This window comes from Enterococcus sp. S183_ASV_20 (assembly GCF_018919685.1).
GTDB classification, from domain to species: domain Bacteria; phylum Bacillota; class Bacilli; order Lactobacillales; family Enterococcaceae; genus Enterococcus; species Enterococcus faecalis.
The window spans coordinates 1-742 of record NZ_JAHLRI010000161.1; the positions used below are offsets into that span (position 1 = coordinate 1).

Annotated in this window: 1 protein-coding gene; it reads left to right on the plus strand. The window is 29.4% G+C overall.

The window, feature by feature from the left end; genetic code table 11:
• Positions 1 to 624, plus strand: a 624-nt coding sequence (locus KQI94_RS16175) for a S41 family peptidase (RefSeq protein ID WP_253296191.1), incomplete at its 5' end; no start/stop codon positions are given.
• Between the last annotated feature and the right edge of the window lie 118 nt (positions 625 to 742).

Sequence of the window (742 nt, forward strand, 5' to 3'; positions counted from 1 at the left end):
GGTTTATATACTACCAATAATGAATTTCGAAATAATTACAGTAATACACTAGCTAAGTTAATAGATTCTGCTAAAGGGGATATAGTATTGGATTTAGCTAACAATTCTGGAGGGGACGTTGTTCCCATGATTATAGGGGCTAGCTCTTTAATACCTACTGGAAAAATTTTAAATTCAATAGATAAAAATGGAAATAAGTTTCCCATTTATTTAGAGTCTAATAAATTATTTGGTGGTATAACAAATTATTTAGAAGACAGTTCTAAACAATTGAAAACTCAAAAATATTCCTTCAAAAAAAGTAAAAAAGTTTCTGTTATTATCAGTGACAGAACAGCAAGTGCGGCAGAAGTATTAACATTAGTTTTAAAAACCAATCCTAATGTTACAGTATTGGGAACACCTTCTGCAGGTTATACTAGCTGGAACGAAACCGCTGTTTTACCAAATAAAGATAATCCTTCAAACTTTTGGTATATGATATATACAGCTGGTTATTTTGAAACTATAAAGAATCATGAAGTGTTTAATAATACAAAAATAATTCCAGATGTAGAAGTTAGGTCGGCTTATTTAGATATTGCTAATAAACAACTTATAGAGGCTATCAGACGCATTAAATAAATTACAATAGTAGCTATTAAGAATAACTTTAATAAAATAGAGGATGTTATGAAAAAAATTATTTATCAACAAGACGAAAGAGATTGTGGTGTTGCCTGTGTCGCCATGATTTTAAAAC